General features: G+C 71.8%; 18 protein-coding genes. 6 read left to right on the plus strand and 12 right to left on the minus strand.

What is annotated here, in order from left to right:
• Window positions 1–44: 44 nt before the first annotated feature.
• A complete protein-coding gene (locus ACWD3I_RS12465) occupies window positions 45–1,163 on the plus strand; it encodes an acyltransferase family protein (RefSeq protein WP_451084074.1) in 1,119 nt (372 codons plus the stop codon).
• Between the two features lie 63 nt (window positions 1,164–1,226).
• Window positions 1,227–2,114 carry a class I SAM-dependent methyltransferase gene (locus ACWD3I_RS12470; protein WP_365392229.1) on the plus strand — a complete coding sequence of 296 codons (888 nt, stop codon included), beginning with the start codon at window positions 1,227–1,229 and terminating at the stop codon, window positions 2,112–2,114.
• 61 nt (window positions 2,115–2,175) lie between these two features.
• Here the strand turns inward: ACWD3I_RS12470 and ACWD3I_RS12475 are convergent, their stop codons facing one another.
• A complete protein-coding gene (locus ACWD3I_RS12475; protein ID WP_365392232.1) occupies window positions 2,176–2,832 on the minus strand; it encodes a TetR/AcrR family transcriptional regulator C-terminal domain-containing protein in 657 nt (218 codons plus the stop codon).
• Window positions 2,833–2,917: 85 nt separating this feature from the next.
• On the opposite strand from ACWD3I_RS12475, the gene ACWD3I_RS12480 reads away from it, so the two are divergent.
• The gene (locus ACWD3I_RS12480; protein ID WP_365392568.1) at window positions 2,918–4,315 is read left to right on the plus strand and encodes an FAD-dependent oxidoreductase; all 1,398 of its coding nucleotides are present in this window, start codon (window positions 2,918–2,920) and stop codon (window positions 4,313–4,315) included.
• Here ACWD3I_RS12480 and leuE read toward each other — a convergent pair whose 3' ends face one another.
• Both leuE and ACWD3I_RS12490 read right to left on the minus strand, forming a co-directional pair.
• Complete coding sequence (gene leuE, locus ACWD3I_RS12485; protein ID WP_365392234.1) at window positions 4,316–4,963, minus strand: leucine efflux protein LeuE; 648 nt, start codon at window positions 4,961–4,963, stop codon at window positions 4,316–4,318. It abuts the gene before it with no gap.
• Window positions 4,964–4,981: 18 nt separating this feature from the next.
• A complete protein-coding gene (locus tag ACWD3I_RS12490; protein WP_365392236.1) occupies window positions 4,982–6,562 on the minus strand; it encodes an acyl-CoA mutase large subunit family protein in 1,581 nt (526 codons plus the stop codon).
• Between the two features lie 124 nt (window positions 6,563–6,686).
• On the opposite strand from ACWD3I_RS12490, the gene ACWD3I_RS12495 reads away from it, so the two are divergent.
• On the plus strand, window positions 6,687–7,508 hold the full coding sequence (locus tag ACWD3I_RS12495) for a L,D-transpeptidase family protein (RefSeq protein WP_365392238.1): 822 nt from the start codon (window positions 6,687–6,689) through the stop codon (window positions 7,506–7,508).
• Between the two features lie 189 nt (window positions 7,509–7,697).
• Here ACWD3I_RS12495 and ACWD3I_RS12500 read toward each other — a convergent pair whose 3' ends face one another.
• The 6 genes from ACWD3I_RS12500 to ACWD3I_RS12525 all read right to left on the minus strand — a co-directional run bounded on the left by ACWD3I_RS12500 (window position 7,698) and on the right by ACWD3I_RS12525 (window position 13,368).
• Window positions 7,698–9,209: a hypothetical protein gene (locus ACWD3I_RS12500; RefSeq protein ID WP_365392240.1), complete on the minus strand. Its 1,512-nt coding sequence runs from the start codon at window positions 9,207–9,209 to the stop codon at window positions 7,698–7,700.
• Window positions 9,209–9,871, minus strand: a complete 663-nt coding sequence (locus tag ACWD3I_RS12505) for an RNA polymerase sigma factor (RefSeq protein ID WP_365392242.1) — start codon at window positions 9,869–9,871, stop codon at window positions 9,209–9,211. Before ACWD3I_RS12505 ends, ACWD3I_RS12500 begins: the two co-directional genes overlap by 1 nt.
• A 296-nt stretch (window positions 9,872–10,167) precedes the next feature.
• Window positions 10,168–10,866, minus strand: a complete 699-nt coding sequence (locus tag ACWD3I_RS12510; protein ID WP_365392244.1) for a hypothetical protein — start codon at window positions 10,864–10,866, stop codon at window positions 10,168–10,170.
• Between the two features lie 48 nt (window positions 10,867–10,914).
• Window positions 10,915–11,535 (minus strand): RNA polymerase sigma factor, encoded by a 621-nt coding sequence (locus ACWD3I_RS12515; protein ID WP_365392246.1) that lies wholly within the window; start codon window positions 11,533–11,535, stop codon window positions 10,915–10,917.
• Between the two features lie 181 nt (window positions 11,536–11,716).
• The gene (locus ACWD3I_RS12520) at window positions 11,717–12,937 is read right to left on the minus strand and encodes a DUF4241 domain-containing protein (protein WP_365392248.1); all 1,221 of its coding nucleotides are present in this window, start codon (window positions 12,935–12,937) and stop codon (window positions 11,717–11,719) included.
• Complete coding sequence (locus ACWD3I_RS12525) at window positions 12,934–13,368, minus strand: hypothetical protein (protein ID WP_365392250.1); 435 nt, start codon at window positions 13,366–13,368, stop codon at window positions 12,934–12,936. The genes ACWD3I_RS12520 and ACWD3I_RS12525 overlap by 4 nt, the downstream gene beginning before the upstream one ends.
• Before the next feature lie 244 nt (window positions 13,369–13,612).
• Here ACWD3I_RS12525 and ACWD3I_RS12530 point away from each other — a divergent pair, with 244 nt between their 5' ends.
• Window positions 13,613–16,270: an N-acetylmuramoyl-L-alanine amidase gene (locus ACWD3I_RS12530; protein WP_451084075.1), complete on the plus strand. Its 2,658-nt coding sequence runs from the start codon at window positions 13,613–13,615 to the stop codon at window positions 16,268–16,270.
• A gap of 84 nt (window positions 16,271–16,354) precedes the next feature.
• Here the strand turns inward: ACWD3I_RS12530 and ACWD3I_RS12535 are convergent, their stop codons facing one another.
• On the minus strand, window positions 16,355–16,702 hold the full coding sequence (locus tag ACWD3I_RS12535; protein WP_451084086.1) for a hypothetical protein: 348 nt from the start codon (window positions 16,700–16,702) through the stop codon (window positions 16,355–16,357).
• Between the two features lie 224 nt (window positions 16,703–16,926).
• Here ACWD3I_RS12535 and ACWD3I_RS12540 point away from each other — a divergent pair, with 224 nt between their 5' ends.
• The gene (locus ACWD3I_RS12540) at window positions 16,927–17,412 is read left to right on the plus strand and encodes a DUF1877 family protein (protein WP_365392254.1); all 486 of its coding nucleotides are present in this window, start codon (window positions 16,927–16,929) and stop codon (window positions 17,410–17,412) included.
• A gap of 92 nt (window positions 17,413–17,504) precedes the next feature.
• On the opposite strand, the gene ACWD3I_RS12545 is transcribed toward ACWD3I_RS12540, so the two are convergent.
• Window positions 17,505–18,053 carry a hypothetical protein gene (locus tag ACWD3I_RS12545; RefSeq protein ID WP_365392256.1) on the minus strand — a complete coding sequence of 183 codons (549 nt, stop codon included), beginning with the start codon at window positions 18,051–18,053 and terminating at the stop codon, window positions 17,505–17,507.
• 74 nt (window positions 18,054–18,127) lie between these two features.
• A complete protein-coding gene (locus ACWD3I_RS12550; protein WP_365392259.1) occupies window positions 18,128–18,631 on the minus strand; it encodes a hypothetical protein in 504 nt (167 codons plus the stop codon).
• Between the last annotated feature and the right edge of the window lie 337 nt (window positions 18,632–18,968).

Consider the following 18,968-nt stretch of genomic DNA (forward strand, 5'->3'; position numbering starts at 1 on the left):
TCCCTGTGTGCACCCGTAGGAAAAGCTGTATCGAGGGGATATCCGTGACCACGACGACGGTCCGCCAGGTGACCGAGACGCCCCGGCGGCCGGACCGGACGGCTCCCCGTGAGACCCGTCTACGGGCCCTGGACGGACTGCGTCTGGTGGCCGCGCTGATGGTGGCGGCCTACCACTACGGCGGCCGGGGCGGCGAGGTCACGACGGCCTGGGGAAGTTCCCCGAAAGACCAGTTCCCGACGCTGAGCGGGTATTTCGCATACGGCTGTCTCGGCGTACAGGTCTTTTTCGTGATCAGCGGATTCGTGATCTGCATGAGCGGCTGGGGCAGACCGCTGAAGTCGTTCTTCGCGTCCCGCGCGTCCCGGCTGCTGCCCGCGTACTGGGTGGCGGTCGTGCTCGTCACGGCGGTGTTCGCACTGCCGATGGTCGCCTTCAAGGCGGTCGCACCGAGCGACGCCCTGGTCAACATGACGATGCTTCAGCAGCCGTTGGGCGTCGACCGGGTGCTGGGGGTGTGCTGGACGCTGTGGGCGGAGGTCCGCTTCTACGCCCTGTTCGCCCTGTGCGTGGTCCTTCCCGGAGCCTCCCGGCGCCGGGTGATCATGTTCTGTGCGGGCTGGACACTGGCCGCGGCGATCGCGCAGGCCTCGAAGGAGCCGCTGCTCGACATCGTGCTGATGCCCGAGTACGCCCCCTTCTTCATCGGCGGTGTCGGTCTCTACCTCGTCCACCGCGACCGGCGGGACGTCCATGCGTGGGGCATCGTCGCCGTCAGCTTCCTGATCGGCCAGCACTACGCGGTCCGCAGCCTGTGGAACGCCGCCGACCCGAACGCCTTCGCGCACCGCACCACCCTCGGCATCGTCCTCGTCGTCGCCTTCGGCTTCCTCGCCGTCGGCGCGATCGCGCTGGGCTGGCTGAACCGGGCGAACTGGCGCTGGCTGACGGTGGCCGGGGCGCTGACGTACCCGTTCTACCTGGTCCACGAGCACCTCGGCTGGGTGGTGATCCACGGGCTGCACATCGGGCTCGGACTGCCGTCGGCGGAGACGTTCGCGCTGACGGTCGCCTCGATGCTGCTGCTGGCCTGGCTGATGAACCGGTACGTCGAGAAGCCCCTGACCCCGAAGCTGCGTTCGGCCCTGGCCAAGGCTCGTTGAGGTTGTTCACCGGACGTTCAGCGCGGGGAAGTTGGGGCGGGCTCCAGCGAGCAGACATGCTCCATGGCCAACGCACAGCAGACATACACGTACCCCGGTGAACTGGGCGACGTACCGGGCTGGTTCCCTCCCCTCGACCAGGTCCTGTTCACCTGGTTCCTCGACCGGCAGCGGACGCGGGGCCTCACCGGCGACCTCCTGGAACTCGGCGCCTACATGGGCAAGAGCGCGATCCTGCTCGGCCGGCACCTGGACGAGGGCGAGCGGTTCACGGTCTGCGACCTCTTCGGCGGCGACGCACCGGACGGGGCGAACAAGGCCGAGACCGCGAAGTCGTACGCCTCCCTCACCCGGCAGGCCTTCGAGCGGAACTACCTCTCCTTCCATGAGGAGCTGCCCCGGGTGATCGAGGCGCCGAGCTCGGTGATCTCCTCCGAGGTCGCGGTGGGGAGCTGCCGTTTCGTCCACATCGACGCCTCGCATCTGTATGAGCATGTCCGCGACGACATCGGCGCGGCTCGGGAGATCCTGCTGCCGGAGGGTGTGGTGGTGCTCGACGACTTCCGGTCCGAGCACACGCCGGGGGTGTCGGTCGCGGCGTGGGAGGCGGTGCTCAATCGCGGGCTGCGGCCGATCTGTCTCAGTACGCAGAAGCTGTACGGGACGTGGGGTGATCCCTCGCCGGTGCAGGAGGAGTTGCTGGAGATGCTGCGGGGGCGGGCGGACTGTGGGTTGAGTGTGCAGCATGCGGCGGGGCATCGGTTGGTCCGGGCTCGTTCCGCGGGGGTGCGGGGGCCGGAGTTTCCCAAGTCGCGACATTACGTGGAACCGGTGGTGGAGATGGTTCCGGCCCCGAGGCCCCGACGCTCCCCGGCCAGGCGTCTCGCCGTGGATCTACTGCCGCCGGTCATCACGCGGGCCGTGCGGAGGGTTCGGGCTCGTCAGGTCTGAGGTCGGCCGCGGGATCGTGGGGGCTGGTCGCGCAGTTCCCCGCGCCCCTGACGGCGCGACCTCACCCGGCGTCTTTGACGTACCCCGCCTCGATTCCCGCGATCACCAGCCCCAGGCCCTCCTCGAAGTGCCTTTCGTAATCCGCGAAGATCTCCGCGCCCGCCGCGGCCGACAGGGGGAAGTCGGCCATCAGGCGGGCGCGTTCGTCGATGTCGTAGCCTTCGCGGCGTTCGCCGGGGAGGGGCTCGACGCCCTGTTCCTCGATGACGAAGCCGAGGGTGTAGAGGTACGTCGTCGAAGAGGCCCTGACCGCTTGGGGGAGGGTGAAGCCCGCGGACGTGAACAGGCGCAGGTTGTCCTCCATCGCCTCCACATGCACGAGGCTCGTGAAGCGTGAGCCGCTGAAGACCCTCGCACCGTCGCGGTAGCCGAGCAGGGCGGCACGCAGCCCGCGATTGGACTTCAGCAGCCGCTCCTGCCAGGTGCCGCCGGCGTCGAGTGCGGTCCCGGCGACCATGCGCCGGTACATCTCCGTCGCCATCTCGTCGAGCAGCGCCTGCTTGTCCTTGAAGTGCCAGTACAGGGCGGGTGCCTTGACGTCGAGTTCCTTGGCGATGGCACGCAGGGTCAGCCCGTCCAGGCCCACCTCGTTCAGGAGCCTCAGGGCGGTGTCCGCGACCCGGGTGCGGTCGAGGGGCGCGCGTCGTTCCGTAGTCACGCTTGACAGTTTAACGGCGTTAAGGGCATGGTCATGGCGACGGCACTTAACAGCGTTAAGGAGAGTGGTCCGTATGCGTGCGGATATGCACACCGACGTACTGATCGTGGGCGCGGGCCCGACCGGCCTCGCCCTCGGTATCGACCTGGCCCGGCGCGGGGTGGACGCGCTGGTGGTGGAGAAGGCCGAGGAGCTCTTCCCCGGCTCGCGGGGCAAGGGCATCCAGCCGCGCACGATGGAGGTCTTCGACGACCTGGGCGTCCTGCACGCGATCCACGCCGCAGGCGGCAGCTACCCGGTCGGGATGGTCTGGCAGGACGGCAAGCAGGTCGGCGAGCACCAGATGTTCGAGCCGGCCGAGGCGACGGAGGACTCCCCGTACAACGCGCCGTGGATGGTGCCGCAGTGGCGGACCCAGCAGATCCTGGCGGCGCGGCTGACGGAGCTCGGTGGCGCGGTCGCCTTCGGACGCGAGCTGACCGGTCTCACCCAGGACGAGGAAGGAGTGACGGCCCACTTCACGGACGGCGAGGACATCCGCGCCCGGTATCTGGTGGCGGCGGACGGCGGACGCTCGGCGGTGCGACGCACGCTCGGCATCGGGATGACGGGCGAGACGGTGGACCCGCAGCCGATGCTGGTGGCGGACGTACGCCTGACCGGCCTGGACCGCGACTACTGGCATGTCTTCCCGCCGAGCGGGGAGGACGACGGATTCCTGGCGATCTGCCCGCTCGCGGGCACGGAGGACTTCCAGGTGGCGGCCCGGTTCCCGGCGGACACCGCGGTGGACGTGTCACCGGACGGCGTCCGCAAGGTGGTCGCCGCCCGCTCCCACCTCGACGCCTCCGATGTGACGGAGGTCCGCTGGACCTCGGACTTCCGCCCCCGCATGGCCCTCGCGGACCGCTTCCGCTCGGGCCGGGTCCTCCTCGCCGGCGACGCGGCCCACGTCCACTCACCGGCGGGCGGGCAGGGCCTCAACACCAGCGTCCAGGACGCCTACAACCTGGGCTGGAAGCTGGGCGCGGTACTGCGGGGCGATGCCTCGGCGACGCTGCTGGACACCTACGAGGAGGAGCGGCGCCCCATCGCCGCGGACATGCTCGGCCTGTCGGCGAGCGTCCACCGCGGGGAGACCCGACGCGGTGACGCGACCCGTCAGCTGGGGCTGGGGTACCGGGACTCGTCCCTCACCCAGGAGACCAGGGCGACACCGACCGGGGTAGGAGCGGGCGACCGAGCTCCGGACGGACTGCTCGACGGGACACGTCTCTTCGACGCGTTCCGGGGACCGCACTGGACGCTGGTGGCGGTGGGGAGCGAGGCGCCGGAGGTGCCGGGGGCGGTCAAGGTCGTACAGGGGGATGCGCAGGCGTCGTACGGAGCGGGCCTGTTCCTGATCCGCCCGGACGGCTACGTGGGCTGGGCGGGCGAGACGGCCGAAGGGCTCGGGGAGTACACGGCGCGACTGGGCCTCTAGTCACACACCGCTCGCGAGCGACAGCTTCACCGCGAACCCCAGGAACAGCGCTCCCGCCGCCGATGTCGCCCCCGCCGACAGCCGCCTCCGGCGACGGAACGCGTCCGCCAGCCTCGTCCCGCTGAATATCAGCGCGGTGAGGTACAGGAAGCTCGCGAACTGCGCGAGCACACCGAGCACGACGAAGGACAGGGCCGGGTACGCGTACCCGGGGTCGACGAACTGAACGAAGAAGGCGACGAAGAACAGGATCGCCTTGGGGTTGAACAGGCTGATGACCAGGGCACGACGGTAGGGCCGCTCATCGGCGGCACCGGGTTCCGCGACCGCGGCCGCCTCCCCTCGCGCCCGCCACATCCCCCACGCGGCCCGCAGCATCCCGACCGCCAGCCAGGTCAGATACCCGGCGCCCGCGTACTTCACGATCCCGAACAGCACGGCGTTGGCCTGGAGCAGCGAGGCGACCCCCGCGGCCGACAGCGTCATCAGCACGGCGTCCCCGCACCACACCCCGGCCGCCGCCGTGTACCCCGCCCGCACCCCGCGCCGGGCGGCGACGGAGAGCACGTACAGGGAGTTGGGCCCGGGGAGGAGAACGATCAGGACAAGGCCCGCGAGATAGGTGGGGAGGTCGATGACACCGAACATGAAAGCGAGTGTCGCACGCTAGAACGCATCCGCCGGAACGTATGTCCCCCAGACCTCCCGCAGGGCGTTGCACACCTCGCCGACGGTCGCCCGGGCCCGCAACGCCTCCTTCATCGGGTACAGGACGTTGTCCTCCCCCTCGGCGGCCTTCTTCAGGGCCGCCAGGGCCGAGTCCACCGCCCGCCGGTCGCGCTCGGCACGCAGCACGGCCAGCCGCTCGGCCTGCTGGGCCTCGATGGCCGGGTCGACGCGCAGAGGCTCGTACGGCTCCTCCTCGTCGAGCCGGAAGCGGTTGACGCCCACGACGACCCGCTCGCCCGCGTCCGTCTCCTGCGCGATGCGGTAGGCGCTGCGCTCGATCTCGTTCTTCTGGAAGCCGTGCTCGATGGCCGCCTCCGCGCCGCCGAGGTCCTCGACCCTGCGCATGAGGTCGAGGGCGGCCGTCTCCACGTCGTCCGTCATCCTCTCGACCACGTACGACCCCGCGAACGGGTCGACCGTCGCCGTCACGTCCGTCTCGTACGCCAGGACCTGCTGGGTACGCAGAGCCAGCCGCGCCGACTTGTCCGTCGGCAGCGCGATCGCCTCGTCGAAGGAGTTCGTGTGCAGGGACTGCGTGCCGCCGAGTACCGCCGCGAGGCCCTGGACGGCGACCCGGACCAGGTTCACCTCCGGCTGCTGGGCCGTCAGCTGGACCCCGGCCGTCTGGGTGTGGAAGCGCAGCATGAGGGACTTGGGGTTCTCCGCGCCGAACTCGTCCCGCATCACACGGGCCCAGATACGCCTGGCCGCACGGAACTTGGCGACCTCCTCCAGGATCGTCGTACGGGCCACGAAGAAGAAGGAGAGACGCGGGGCGAAGTCGTCGACGTCCATTCCGGCCGCCACCGCCGTGCGGACGTACTCGATGCCGTCGGCCAGCGTGAAGGCGATCTCCTGCGCGGGCGAGGCCCCCGCCTCCGCCATGTGGTAGCCGGAGATCGAGATGGTGTTCCACTTCGGGATCTCGGTCCGGCAGTACTTGAAGATGTCGGCGATGAGCCGGAGCGACGGCTTCGGCGGGAAGATGTACGTCCCCCGCGCGATGTACTCCTTCAGCACGTCGTTCTGGATCGTGCCCGTCAGCTGCCGCGCCGGTACGCCCTGTTCCTCCGCCACCAGTTGGTACATCAGCAGCAACAGGGCCGCGGGCGCGTTGATCGTCATCGACGTCGAGACCTGGTCCAGCGGGATCCCGTCGAACAGCACCCGCATGTCGTCGACCGAGTCGATCGCCACGCCCACCTTGCCGACCTCGCCGTGGGCGATCGGGGCGTCCGAGTCGTGGCCCATCTGGGTCGGCAGGTCGAAGGCGACCGACAGGCCCGTCGTGCCGTGGGCGATCAGCTGCCGGTAGCGGGCGTTGGACTCCGTCGCCGTACCGAAGCCGGCGTACTGGCGCATGGTCCAGGGCCGGCCCGTGTACATCGACGGGTAGACGCCACGGGTGAAGGGGTACGCGCCCGGCTCGCCCAGCTTCTCCGCGGGGTCCCAGCCGTCCAGGGCCCCGGGACCGTAGACCGGTTCGATGGGCAGTCCGGACTCCGACTCGCGCGCCATGGTGTGCCGCCTCCCGCTGAGGAATCACTCGCCGGTTCCTCACAACAATGCCGTGCCGTTCGCAACCAGTCATCCGCGGGAAGCCATCTCTGGTGACACGAGTGGTGAGAAGGCGGGGGCGGGCATGCGTACAGAGGGCATGAGGAGAGTGATCGCCGCGTTGGTGGCGGTGGCGGCCGTGGGCGGCTGCACCGTGCAGGCGGCGGAGGGCGACGGGAAGAGCCCGGTGCGGGTCGAGCTGCCCAAGAGCTCCCCCTCGTCCTCGGCCGGCGCGGAGGACGACAAGCCCGGTGCCGAGCCGACGAAGACCCCGCCGAAGGTGCTCCTCTCCCCCGGCGACACCGGCCGTGACGTCCGTGAGCTGCAGGCCCGGCTGCGACAGGTGGCCTGGATCTTCGAGGGGCCGACGGGGACGTACGACGGGACGACCGAGGAGGCCGTCAAGGGGTTCCAGGGCAAGCGTGGGCTGCCGAAGACCGGTGAGACCGACTCCGTCACCTGGCAGCGGCTGCTGAGGATGACCCATGAGCCGGGCAAGTGGGAGCTGTACCTGATGGGCGGGCAGCCGGCCGACAAGCCGGACGCGCGCTGTCTGACGGGCCGGGTGCTGTGCATCAGCAAGTCCAGCCGGACGTTGCGCTGGATGGTGGACGGGCGGACCGTCACCACGGTGCCGGTGCGGTTCGGCTCGGAGTACACACCGACCAGGGAAGGCGTGTTCAGCGTCTACTGGAAGTCGCGCCACCACGTCTCGACGCTCTACGACTCACCGATGCCGTACGCGATGTTCTTCAGCGGCGGCCAGGCGGTGCACTACTCGTCCGACTTCGCGGCCCGGGGTTACGCGGGCGCCTCGCACGGCTGCGTCAACGTGCGGGACGAGGCGGCGATCGCGGAGCTGTTCGACGAGGTGCGCAACGGCGACAAGGTCGTCGTGCACTGGTGACCTGTGGGGCGCGGGCGGGACCGGGGGAACGTGTCCCGCCCGCGCCGAGGTGCACGAGCCGTGAGTACGGGGGGAACCCCGGCTCTGTGCGACGGCCGATGACCAGTCGGCTCACTCATCTCAGCGCCACCGCGGCCGAAAATGTCACACCCGTCGCGAAAAAAGTTCACCACCCTGGGGACGTACAGGTCACAGGGCGGAGTACGACGGGTTGGGCGACGGTTCGGGAACGGCGGCGGCGCGTTTCGGCTGAAGCGTGGTGTCGTCCGACGGGGACGGCGAGGGGGTGGAGAGGCCCCCGTTCTGGTGGTGGTCGTTGCCGTGGCCGTGGCCATTGCCGTGACCGTTGCCGCCGGGGGCTCCCTGGTGGCTGTCGTCGTCACCGCCCGGGCCGTCCTGGTCCTTGTCCGAGTCCTTGCGGTCGTCTTCCCGACCGGCCTGACCGTCGGAGGTCTTCAGTACGTCGTTGCAGTACTTCCACACGCGCGTGGAGCCGCCCGCCAGCCCTTCCAGGGCGCGTCTGCGGTCGGTGGACAGCCGCTTGCCGTCACGGATGTCGCGGCAGGCCGACGGGGCCCCGTCCCACCAGGAGCCGAAGTCGCCCGTCCGGCCGTGTCCGTCGGGGTCGGCGCTCGGAGCGCCGCCCGCGTCGGTACGCGGGGTGCCTTGATCGGGGGAGGCACCGGCGGAGCCTTCGGGCGTCGGCTCACCCTCCGCGGCACCGTCCGGCGACGGCGACACCAGCGGACGGTCCGGCGTCACCGCGGCCGACACCGACGCGCCGGGCCGCGGCCCGTCCTCCCCGAACGGCTTCGGCAGCACCCCGGTCGCAGCCGCGACAACCACCCCACCGACCATCCCGAACGCAACCACAGCCGCCACCCCGAACCGCACATGCCGCCGGTGACGGGAACGCGGGGCGCGGTGACCGGGAGCGCCGATGCGGATGAGCCCGGCGTCGGTGGAGGGGGTGCCGCCGGGGGCGGCGGAGGGGATGTGTCGGGGGGCGGCAGCCGACCGGGGGTGACCGGAGGGGGCAGCCGACCGGGGGTGAGTTGAGGCACCGGCCGCCGGGTCGTGACCCGGCACAGCGCCGGACAAGGTGTGACCGGAGACGGCGGACGGCGAGACATGACCTGAGGCAGCGGCCGTCGACGTGTGCCCTGAGCCGGCGGGCGACGGGGCGGGCCTCGAGGGGCTGCCCGACGGGGCGTTACCCGGCGCAGCGCCGGACAAGGTGCGACCGAGGTCGGCCGCCGGCAAGGCGTGGCCGACAGCGTCAGCCGACTGCGTCCGGCCGAAGGCAGCAGTCGACGAGGCGGGCCCTGAAGCGGCAGCCGTCGACGTGTGCCCCGAGCCGGCGGCCGACGGGGTCTGACCTGTGGCAGCGGTCGGCGAGGGGGCGCCCGCGGCGGGCGTGCCCCCGGCCGGGTGGGTTCGGTCGGCGGGCAGGGGATGGTCGGATCCGGCGGCAGCCGGGCCGCGGGTCGCGCGTGCCTTGCGGAAGGCGGCCAGAGCGGCGGCCTCGCCGGGGAGTTCGGCGCTGCTCATCGGGGGTTCCACGGAGAGCGCGCCGAGGGTCTTGGCGAGACGCTCGGCTTCGTCGCGGTCGGCGGCGTCGACAGCGTTGTCCAGTGACTCGCCGCGCAGCAAACGCTCCGCCGTTTCGCGGTCCAGCCACCCGTACTGCTTGTCGGCCATCACATGTCCTTCTGCGTCCGCGGACGCGTATGCGTCACACTCGCGGACGTCACCGCACGAGTGTGCGGTTCTCGCTGAGGCGGGAGCGCGTCGAGCACACCGTCCGCTTCCAGATCGGCGCCGAGCAGTTCGGCGAGCTTCTTCAGACCCCGGTGCGCGGCGGTCCGTACGGCCCCCGGCCGCTTGCCCAGCGTCTCGGCGGCGGTCTTGGCGTCGAGGCCCATCACCACCCGCAGCACGACGGCCTCGGCCTGGTCCTGCGGAAGACGGGCGATGAGGGAGAGGGTGCTGTCGGTGGCCAGGGCCTCCATGGCCTCGCCCGCGGTGTCGGACTCGCCGGCCTTCCCGGTCAGCTCGGTCTCGTCGCCGCCGATGGCGGGACGGCGGCCACGCATACGTATGTGGTCCAGGGCGCGGTTACGGGCGATACGGGCGGCCCAGCCGCGAAAGCGGTCCGCGTCCCCGCTGAACCGCTCGAGGTCCCGGGCGATCTGCAGCCACGCCTCGGAGGCGACGTCCTCGGCGTCCGGATCACCGACCAGCGTCCGGACGTATCCGAGCAGCCGCGGGTGCACGGCGCGGTACACAGTCCGGAACGCGGTCTCGTCCCCGTCCTGTGCCGCAAGCACCGCGGCGGTCAGCTCCGCGTCATCCCCCAGCACGCATGGTTCCTCAGTCGATGGTCGCGGCCCCGAGGCCGCCTGCGATTGCGGTGATCTCTCGCTTCCGCGCTCGGCGCGAAAGGCACGTTACGACCTGAAACCGCTGCTCGTCCATGTCCGTACAAGATGCAACTACCTCGGGACGGGGTGGGTACTCCCCCGGTGTGACAGAAAACGCATCCATGGCGCTGTAGGAAATACGGGTCGCCGCGCGGCCCGTGCCGCGCGACGGCCGGGGCCTCTCCTGTGGGGGGTGGCGGCCCCGGCCGTTGCATTGGCCACGGGGTCCTGCCGGGCTACTGCTTCTTCTTGCCTGCCGTCTTGTCGGCGTTCTTCTCGCTCTTGCCGGGCTTGTCCGCCTTCTCGCCCTGTGCCAGCTGGTCGGCGCAGTACTGCGCGACGTTCCCCTCACCACCCGCCGCGTCCACGAGCCGCTGCCAGGCCGTGGAGTTCAGCGCGTTGCCGCGGCCCCGCACCTTCTCGTAGGAGCGGCAGTGGGCCTCGGTGTCCTGGGCGGTGACCGGGCGGTCGGGCTGTGCGGAAGGGCTTTCGGCGGTGGGGGCCGTGGTGCTTGGCTGCCGTACGGGCGCGGATGTCCCCGGCCGGGGCGGGTCCTTCTTCTCGGCCTCGGGCGACGAGCCGCCCGTGCCGATCGTGGCGAACGCGACGCCGCCGAGGGTGAGGCTCGCCAGGAACACGGAGAGCGTGGTCCGCAGCGAACGGGACAGCCGGCGCTGCTCCCGGGGCCGCCAGTCGTCCCGGCGTCGGGTGCGGGCCCGGTGCGCCCCGGCGTCGCGGGCGGCCCGGAACGCGGCGAGGGCCTGCCGCTCGCCCTCGTCACCGGCGCGGTTCGCGCGCGGGGCGGCGTCCTCGCGCATGGCGGCGGCGAGCAGCGTCTCCAGGCCGTCGGCCCCGTCTGCGTTCGGGGAACCGGTACCGCCAGGGTGCACATGCCGACGGCCGGGGACCCCGCCGCCGCTCCGCCCTTCACCCATGCCCGTTCCCGTCCCTGTCCCTGTCCGGCCTGCCGCCGTCGTCGTCCTTCACTGCTTCGACTCCCCCAGCGTCCGGGGATCGTCATCCGTCACACTCTCCACGCCCAGTTGCTGGGCCAGCCGCTTCAGCCCTCGGTAGGCGGCGGTACGCACCGCGCCCGGCCGCTTGCCGAGGACGCGGGCGGCGGCGGGGCCGTCGAGACCGACGACCACCCGCAGCAACACGGCCTCCGCCTGATCGCGGGGCAGGCCCCGGACCAGCTCCAGGGCGTGGTCCGTGGAGATGGACTCCAGCGCCTGGTCGTGGGTGCTGTGCGGGCCCGGCAGATCCAGTACGTCCTGCTCCAGCGCCGCCGACCGGGGCCTCACCTTCAGCCGGCGCAGATGGTCCAGCGCCCGGTGCCTGCCGATGGTGGCGGTCCAGCCGCGGAAGCCGGCCCCGTCGCCCTTGAACCGGCCGAGGTCGCGGGCGATCTCCAGCCAGGCGTCGGAGGCCACGTCCTCGGCGTCCTCGCCGACGATCCCGCGGAGGTAGCCGAGCAGGCCGGGCTGCACGAGCCGGTACGCGACCGCGAAGGCGGCCTCGTCGCCTTCCTGGGCCCGCGCGACGGCCGCGCCAAGCTCCCCGTCGTACGCCTGCACTCGGCGGGGTTCCCCTCCTCGACCCAAGAACTGTCCTCGTCCGTACCGGTTCGTGGCGGTCCGGCACTGTTCTGCATGACCGCCCCTGCGGGTGTTCCCCCACGGTCAACAGCGCCGGACGTCCCAGATGTGTCACTGCGCCCCGCGTGTCGCGGGGACGGCCGTGGACGCGGCGGGCTTCCCCGGATCCACCGCGTCCACGGCCTGGTCAGGTGACGGCGTGCGCCGTGCTCGGCTCCGCCCGGTGCAGGACCAGCATGTCCGCCACGAAGCACGTGACCTCGCCCTCCCGGTCCCGGCCCACCCACACCGGGTAGGAGCCGTCGCCCCGGCCGCTCGGGTAGGCGACGAGATTGGTGCCGTTCGCCGGGTCGTCGACGACCGCGACACCGTGGACGTCCTCCACCTGCGTACCGGCGACCAGGTCGTCCCAGTACCGGCGCCCGAGGTCGGGTGCGGCGGTGGCGTCGGTGAAGGCGGCCGTACCGGCGTCGACCCCGAAGCCGTAGAACTCGCCCTCGCCCAGCAGCCGTTCGTCCTGCCCGTCGAGCAGCGCGGCCTCCCAGCGCACGGCCGGCCGGTCGGAGACCAGGACGCGCGCGGCGACGTACTCCTCGAACTTGGCGGCGGCGCGGGCGATCTGCACCGGGTAACTCCCGGGCGCCACCGTCGCGGTGAACCCGGCGTCCTCGTCGCTCGCCCCGTACGTGGGGTCCTTCGCCACCAGCCGCCCGCTGGGCAGCAGCAGCGTCCCCGCCTCGATCGGCTCGCGCACGGTGTACTCGCCGTCGGGCGACGAGAACCGGGTGCCCGCGACGAACAGTTCGGCCAGATACCGGGGCCGCATCCCTTCGGGTGCCCGCCAGTTGGGCTCGACGGTCTCGCCCTGCGGTACGTCCGTGATCTCCCGCAGCTCGACGCGGTCCGCGCCCTCGATGCCCAGCGGCGCGAACAGCCGCTCCCAGCACCCGAACCGGGGCACCTCGAACCACCGCTGCCCGTCCGGCACCCGGGCGACCGTGTGCCGCGAGCCACCCTTGTCGCCCTGCGGCTCGACGGCCTCGGAGCCCCGCCCGTCCGGCCACAGCGACACCGTGACCCGCCCCGCGTCCGGCGCGAACTCAGGCGCCAGGTCGTCCGGGTAGACCCACGCACTCCGGCGCCGCAGGAAGAGCCGGTCCGCGTCCAGCTGCCGCAGGTCGACCTCCAGGAAGCGCCGCCCCTGGGCGTCGTACACCGCGACGCCGAGGTGGTTCCGCGCCGGCGCCACCTGCGCCACGACGACCTCGGCGCTGCCGGTCTGCCGCAGTACGACGGCGTACGGCTGCCCCGCCGCGTCCCGCGCGGCCGCCTCCTCGGGGCCGATCGGCCCGAGGACGGACCCGCCGCCCCAGCCCATGCCGTACGCGACGTCGACGGTCCGCCTCACGCCGCGCTCCTTCGCCGGACCCGCCCGTGCAGGGTCAGATAGAAGGTCTGCAGGGACTCCTCGGGGCCGCCCGCCTCGAATCGGTTGAGGACCTTGCCGAGGGGGTTCCAGACCCGGCCGTCGGGCATCCGGACGCCGACCGGCTGACCGAAGTACCCGCGCTGCGCCTCGTCCAGATCGACCCACACCGCACCCGCCCGGCGCACCAGCACCTCACCGACGTAGGCACCCAGCGCGAGCAGCGGCCCGCTCACCCGCTCCCGGTCGGCACCCCCCTTGCGCAACCCGTCGACCAGGAAGTCGACGACCCGCAGACTGGCCACGGAGTAGTCCAGCGGCAGCCGGTTGCGGGCGGTGACCCGGGCGACGAACTCGGCCGCCCGCCCCCGCATCCCGCTCGCGCACAGCACCCGTTCGGCCTGCTTCTCCATGGGCCCCACCCCTTCGTTCGGCTTGCACTCCCCGCTGTCCCAGCGGATGCCGCCCCGGGAACATCACGGGTCACGGGCGTGGCCCTTCCCACACAGATGCCTCACAGGCTCCGTGCAACCTTTTGTTTTCTCGTACGTCGTCGGTCACGCAACGCGTGATGTTTGGCCAAAGCTGCGCGCTGTCTGTAGGTGCTGCCCAAGTGGCGGCCGATACGACCGTGTTCATCTTTCAGGGGTGGGATTCTTGAGTCCTCGCAACAGCCGTGCGTACAGACCGCTCAGTCTCGGAAGACGGGCCTGGCTCACCGCCGGGGCCGTCGTCCTGAGCGGTGCGGGCATCGCCACGTACGCCATGGCCGATCCGGGAGCGCAGTCCGACAGCAGGGCCGGGGGCCGTGAGTCGGCCGTCCACACGCTCAGGCTCCAGAGCGAGGGCTCGGGCCGCAAGGGGCTCGACCGGCGGGAGACGGACCGGTTCAGCGCGGTCCTCGTCACCTGGGACAACCCCGACGCGAAGTCCCCGGGCACGGCCGAAGTGCGCACCCGGGACGCCGAGTCGGGCAGATGGTCGGGCTGGCGGAAGCTCCAGGACGACCCGAGCCAGGCCGACGGGGCCGAGGGCGAGCGGGCCGCGCTGCGGGGCGGTACGGAGTCGTTGTGGACCGGTGACTCCGACGGTGTCGAGGTGCGGGTCGTGAACGCCGACGGCACGGAGGCGGGTGGGCAGCCGGCCGGGATGGACGTCAAGCTCCTCGACCCCGGTACGGATCCCGAGGGCAGCGGGGTGGAACCGGCGGCGTTCGTGGCGGAGACCCAGACGCCCGTGGCGGTGACGACGAGCACGCCGACGGCGACCGACAGCCCCACGGCCACCCCGGCGGAGACGGTCACGCAGACTCCGAGCGGCACTCCCTCCGAGTCGGCCTCCCCCTCCGCGTCCCCCTCCCCCACCTCCACCGTCCCGGCACCCCGCCCCTCCACGGTCGTGAAGCCCCCGGTGATCACCCAGGCCGAGTGGGGCGCCTCCACGGACTACGACGGCACACCCGGCTACGGCACCGAGATCAAGGCCGCCGTCATCCACCACACCGGCATGGACAGCGACAACACCCTGTCCTGCGCCGACTCCCGGGCCCGGCTGCGCTCCATCCAGCAGGAGCACTTCGCGCGCGGCTACTACGACATCGGCTACAACTTCGTCGTCGACAAGTGCGGCCAGATCTTCGAGGGCCGCAGCGGCGGCATGGACCTGCCGGTCACCGGCGCGCACGACATCGGGTTCAACACGAACACGGTCGGCATCTCGTACATCGGCAACTACGAGAGCGCCGAGCCGAGCGAGGCCGCGCTCGACGCCATCGCGCGGATCGTGGCGTGGAAGTTCGGGATGTACGGCATCGACCCGACCGGCAAGGTCACCCTGGTCTCCGGCAGCGACGCCGGCGTCGACGGCAACAAGGTCGCCAAGGGCGCCTCGATCACTCTGCCCCGGGTCTTCGGGCACCGGGACACCAACGCCACGGCCTGCCCCGGCGCCAACCTCTACGCGAAGCTGTCGACGATCGCCACGCTCGCGAAGACGCCGGGTGTCTCGCACGCCCTCCCCACCTCCGACTACAACCGGGACGGCGTGACCGACCTGGTCGCGGGCGTACCGAAGGCGAACGCGGTGAAGGTGGTGCCGGGCAGCGCCAACGGGCCTGTCACGGCCGCGAAGGTGACGCTCACCCAGAACAGCGCGGGAGTCCCCGGTTCCTCCGAGACCGGTGACGCCTTCGGTGCCTCGACCGCCTGGGGCGACGTCAACGGCGACGGCTACGCCGACCTCGCCGTCGGCTCCCCCGGCGAGGACGACACCAGCGGCAACGCCGACCGGGGCAACGTCACGGTGATGTACGGACCGGCGCTGAACACCGGCTTCTCGTACACCACTTCGGGTGTCACGGCGGCCGGTGCCAAGCTCGGTTCGACGGTCGCCGTCGGTGACTTCGACGGCGACGGCAAGGCCGACGTCTTCTCGGCGGGCGCCGGAAGGGGCGGCAACTGGAACGCGCGACTGGGCGCCGGAAAGTACACGTACGGCACGCTCACCTCCGCCACCGGCGCGGTCGCCTACCTGGACGCCGCGACGGGCGACTTCAACCGGGACGGCTACGCGGACGTCGCCCTCAACTACCGTGACACCGGCGGCATCGGCCGCGTGGTCCGCTTCGCGGGCTCGGCGACCGGACTGACCAAGGCCGGCGTGCTCTCCGTCAAGGGCGGCCGGTCCATCGCCGCCGGTGACGTCAACGGCAACGGCTACGACGACATCGTCATCGGCCAGCCGGTCGCCTCCGAGTCCGGCGGAAAGCCGGGCGGCCAGATCACGATGGTGCCGGGCACCTCGACCGGCTTCACGACCACCGGCATGACGGTGATCCACCAGGACACGGCGTCCGTCCCCGGCGGCGACGAGTCCGGCGACGCGCTCGGCAGCTCGGTCTCCGTCAGCGACCACAACGCCGACGGCTACGCGGACGTCCTCGCGGGCGCCCCGGGCGAGGACCTGGTCCGCGACGGGGTGAACCGCACCAACGCGGGCAACGCGATCCTGGTCAGGGGCACGGCGTCGGGGCTCACGGGCTCCGGCTCGGTGGCGGTCTCGCAGGACACCTCGGGCATCCCCGGGTCCACGGAGACCGACGACCGCTTCGGCTCCTCGGTCTCCCTGACCGACCTCTCCGGCTACGGCCGCGCCGACCTCACCCTCGGCGCCGACAACGAGGACACCGGCGACGGAATCCTCCTCCACCTGCCGAGCAACAGCACGGGCCTCGGGTACGCGGACGCGGTGATCTACAGCAAGACCGCACTGGCGACACCGACGGACGCGCGGCTGGGCCAGGTGCTGGCGCCGTAGGGCACCGGAACCGCCGGATCGACGGCCGGGCCCCCCACTGCCCGGGATCCCGGCCGTCCCGGGAAGCCGCTCAGGAACCCGCCCTCACGGCCGGGCGGCACCCGTCGCGTCCCGGCACAGCAACCGCAGCGACCCGTGACCGGCGAAACACCGCCGGGCCTCGTCCATCGGATCCCACAGCAGCCCGTCGGGCGTACGGATCCAGTGGTCACCCCCGCTCGTCCACCACTCGGCACCGGACTGACGGGCGATCACCTCACCCGCGTACGCGCCGAAGCCACGCAGCACCGCCTCGACGGCGTCGTACGGCGTGCCCTCGCGCCGCAGGTCCTCGACCATCCGGTCGACGCGCCACAGACTCTGCGCCGAGTAGTCGAGCCGCACCCGCGCGCCCTCGCGCATCGTCGCCACCGCGTCCGCCGCCCACCGCATCGGCTTGGTCGCCGCCGGGGGCCTGGTCACCTGCTGTGTCGTCACATGGGTCGTCACATCCCCAAGAGCGTGCGGGGGAGCCGGTTCGTCACCCGATTCCGGGCCCCTTCCCGATACCGGCGCAGGACCGCCCCACCTCCGCCCCACGACGGGCACAGTCCCCTCCCAGGTGCGCGTTTTGCCCGGGAGTGACGGTTCGCCCTTCCCGTGCGCTCCTGTCACTGATGAGCATGTACTTCCACTTCCGCGCCATTCCGCCCGCCGCACTGCGCAACAGCCCGGCCTGGCTGGAGAAGCTCTTCGAGGACGACTGGGACGCCGTACGGGAGCGGATCGGCCGCCACCGGGAGGAGGTGCTGGACGGCGGCTACCTCGACCAGGAGCGCCTGTACGCCGGCACCCTGACCGGCGAGGGCCCGCACACGCAGGTGGTCATGGGGGGCCGACCGATATCGCACCCCGACCCGACGGCACCGCCGTTCCTGCTGCTCACCGCGGCCCAGACGAACCGCGTCGCCGCCTATCTCGCCACCGCCGACTTCGAGGCCCTGTGGCGGAACGCGCGCGTCGACCTGCTGAAGCCGTACGACGGCCAGGACGCGGAGCCGGAACTGCGCTGCGCGTTCGCGGCGGCCCATCGGGATCTCACGGCGTTCTACGGGCAGACGGCGCAGTACGGCGATGCGGTGGTGAAGTGGCTGGTCCTCTGAGCCTCACTGTGGTCGGGTGGCGGGGTGGTCGGGTGGCGGGGTGGTCGGGTGGCGGGGTGGTCAGGTGGCTGACCCACTCACCCTTCAGACCATCAACTCCGCCCCCGAGCCCGCCGCGACACCACCGCCCGCAACACCCGTCGCCCCTCCACCGACACCTCCAGCGCCCGACGCAACCCCGCCGTGCCGTGCCCGGCGAGTACCTCCAGGACGGTGACCTGGCGGCGCAGTTCGGCGGCGACGAGCGGGGGCATGCCCTCCGTGCGGCCTTCGCGGCGGGCGTCGAGCGAGGCGTCGTCGGCAGCGGGGTCGAGGAGCCGGTGGATCTGGAGCGAGGCGACGGAGCAGGCGTCGGCCCACACCCGCACCTCGGCGGCGTCCGGCGTGGCGGGCGCGGCGTCGAGCATCCGGCGGGCGAGCACGGCGGCCTCGTCCTCGGAGACGTCCTCCCCGCCCCCGAGCTTGCCGCGCGCGACCTCCAGGCCCGCGCCCCAGTCGCCGGTGTCGGCGAGGCTCGCCCACAGCGGTCTCAGGAGCTCGTCGTCACCGCCCAGCAGGGGCACGCACCGGTCCAAACAAGCCAACCCGCTGGCGGCCAGTCCGCGTTCGTCGGCCTGAGCGATCAGCTCCACCAGACTCATCCACGCCTCCCTCGCCTGCGGTTTCCCTGACGGAGCCCGCACTTCCCCTTACTGCGTGCGACGACGCCGGAGTGTCACAGGGGCACCACGGCGAGTCGGTCGAGCAGCCGGAAGAACAGGTTTTCGGCCAACGGGTCGGGGTCCGCGGTCAGTACCTCCACCAACCGCTCGGCCGCCACGGCGTGCCCGGCCTCCTCGGCCCAGGAGACGGCCCGTTCGGCGGCGTCCCGCGGCTCCAGGAAGTAGTCCTCCAGCGTGAGGCCCTCCTCGTCGGCGCCGATGTACTTGGCCATCGCGGCCCGCGCCAGACACGTCGTCCACGCCCCGCTCCGGGGCCCGGCCGCCTCCACGACCACACAGTCGCTGTCCATCACGTACCCGAAGAGCGCGGGCGCCCCGGTCTCGCGGGCCAGGGAGTTCATGGACCCGACATCCCCCTCCCCGCTCGGGTACTCCCACACCTGCCACCCCCCGGACGCCTCCGCCCGCAGGCTCAGCCCTTCGGCCCCCGCCAGCGCGTCCAACTCCCCGAGCGGCCGCTCACTGCGGCCCACGACGAAATACCCCCAGTAGCCCATTCCCGGCTCCCCCCGGCGTCTCGGCTGCGGCTCGGGGCCGAATACACCACAGTCGCACGGCAGTTCGCAGCCGTATCGGACAATCCGACCCTCCAGACGGGCACGAGGGCCGACCCTTCAGACGGGGACGAGGGCCGGCACCTCAGGCGGGAGCGGGGACGGGCCCCTCAGGCAGGAACACCGGCCGACACCCCAGACCGAAACGGCGACAGCCCCCTCAGACAGGAACACCGGCCGACACCCCAGACCGAAACGGCGACAGCCCCCTCAGACAGGAACACCGGCCGACACCCCAGACCGAAACGGGAGCAGGCCCTTCGGGCGGAGGCAGCGGCCG

The sequence above is a fragment of the Streptomyces sp. NPDC002817 genome, assembly GCF_053592055.1.

What these genes read in the sequence shown, in the direction of transcription:
- ACWD3I_RS12540 (WP_365392254.1), top strand. Translation starts at nt 16,927, where the DNA reads ATGAGCATGTACTTCCACTTCCGCGCCATTCCGCCCGCCGCACTGCGC.
- ACWD3I_RS12545 (WP_365392256.1), bottom strand. Translation starts at nt 18,053, where the DNA reads ATGAGTCTGGTGGAGCTGATCGCTCAGGCCGACGAACGCGGACTGGCC.
- ACWD3I_RS12495 (WP_365392238.1), top strand. Translation starts at nt 6,687, where the DNA reads ATGCGTACAGAGGGCATGAGGAGAGTGATCGCCGCGTTGGTGGCGGTG.
- ACWD3I_RS12470 (WP_365392229.1), top strand. Translation starts at nt 1,227, where the DNA reads ATGGCCAACGCACAGCAGACATACACGTACCCCGGTGAACTGGGCGAC.
- ACWD3I_RS12490 (WP_365392236.1), bottom strand. Translation starts at nt 6,562, where the DNA reads ATGGCGCGCGAGTCGGAGTCCGGACTGCCCATCGAACCGGTCTACGGT.
- ACWD3I_RS12550 (WP_365392259.1), bottom strand. Translation starts at nt 18,631, where the DNA reads ATGGGCTACTGGGGGTATTTCGTCGTGGGCCGCAGTGAGCGGCCGCTC.
- ACWD3I_RS12480 (WP_365392568.1), top strand. Translation starts at nt 2,918, where the DNA reads ATGCACACCGACGTACTGATCGTGGGCGCGGGCCCGACCGGCCTCGCC.
- ACWD3I_RS12535 (WP_451084086.1), bottom strand. Translation starts at nt 16,702, where the DNA reads ATGCGGTGGGCGGCGGACGCGGTGGCGACGATGCGCGAGGGCGCGCGG.
- ACWD3I_RS12510 (WP_365392244.1), bottom strand. Translation starts at nt 10,866, where the DNA reads ATGGGTGAAGGGCGGAGCGGCGGCGGGGTCCCCGGCCGTCGGCATGTG.
- ACWD3I_RS12500 (WP_365392240.1), bottom strand. Translation starts at nt 9,209, where the DNA reads ATGGCCGACAAGCAGTACGGGTGGCTGGACCGCGAAACGGCGGAGCGT.
- leuE (WP_365392234.1), bottom strand. Translation starts at nt 4,963, where the DNA reads ATGTTCGGTGTCATCGACCTCCCCACCTATCTCGCGGGCCTTGTCCTG.
- ACWD3I_RS12525 (WP_365392250.1), bottom strand. Translation starts at nt 13,368, where the DNA reads ATGGAGAAGCAGGCCGAACGGGTGCTGTGCGCGAGCGGGATGCGGGGG.